The organism is Alcanivorax sp. HI0083, from assembly GCF_001635175.1.
The window spans coordinates 1-1,036 of record NZ_LWFX01000057.1; the positions used below are offsets into that span (position 1 = coordinate 1).

The window sequence follows — 1,036 nt, forward strand, 5'->3', positions numbered from 1 at the left end:
CGCCATGCCCCTGTCTTTTGCCAGAGACAGCACTTCATCACGGAGACTGCCCATTTCGTTGTCGAGCAGATCACCCGGGCGGCAGGTAACCGGTTCGTCCCCCTCCAGGGCGCGCTGCTGTAGCTCGGCATTGTACGGGGCCGGTGCGGCGCCATATTCGCCACGAAGGATGCCGCGGGTTTCCTTGCTGAGCACTTTGTAGCGTTCGCCGGAGAGCACATTGAGCACCGCCTGGGTGCCGACGATTTGCGAGGTGGGCGTCACCAGTGGAATGAACCCCAGATCTTCACGGACGCCGGGAATTTCCTGCAGCACTTCATCGAACCGGTCCGCTGCGCCCTGCTCCTTGAGCTGACTTTCCATATTGGTGAGCATGCCGCCGGGCACCTGCGCCACCAGGATGCGCGCATCCACACCGCGCAAGCTGCCTTCGAAGGCGGCGTACTTTTTGCGAACCTGACGAAAATAACCGGCAATACGATTCAGTTTTTTGATATCCAGCCCGGTATCCCGGTCCGTGCCTTCCAGCATGGCGACCACGGATTCCGTTGGGCTATGACCATAGGTCATCGACATGGACGAGATGGCGGTGTCCACGTTGTCGATGCCCGCTTCTGCCGCTTTCAGGGCTGTGGCGGTGGACAGCCCCGTGGTCGCGTGCGATTGCATGTGCACGGGAATATTCAGGGAAGCTTTCAGGCGCGTCACCAGCTCGAACGCCACGGCGGGGCGCAGCAGGCCGGCCATGTCCTTAATGGCAACAGAATGGGCGCCCATCTGTTCGATCACTTTGCCCTGCTCCACCCACATGTCCATGGTGTGCACCGGGCTGACCGTGTACGCGATAGTGCCCTGGGCGTGCTTGCCCTGCTTTACCACAGCGGCGATGGCCCGCTCGATATTGCGCATGTCGTTCATGGCATCAAACACACGGAACACATCCACGCCGTTTTCCGCTGCACGTTCCACAAAGGTATCCACCACATCATCCGCATAGTGGCGATAGCCCAACAGGTTCTGCCCACGCAGCAGCATT

1 protein-coding gene is annotated in these 1,036 nt (G+C 60.3%); it reads right to left on the minus strand.

Annotated features, from left to right (window positions below):
- The coding region (locus A3754_RS00630) for a pyruvate carboxylase subunit B (protein ID WP_156496641.1) at positions 1 to 1,036 on the minus strand (1,036 nt) is incomplete at both ends.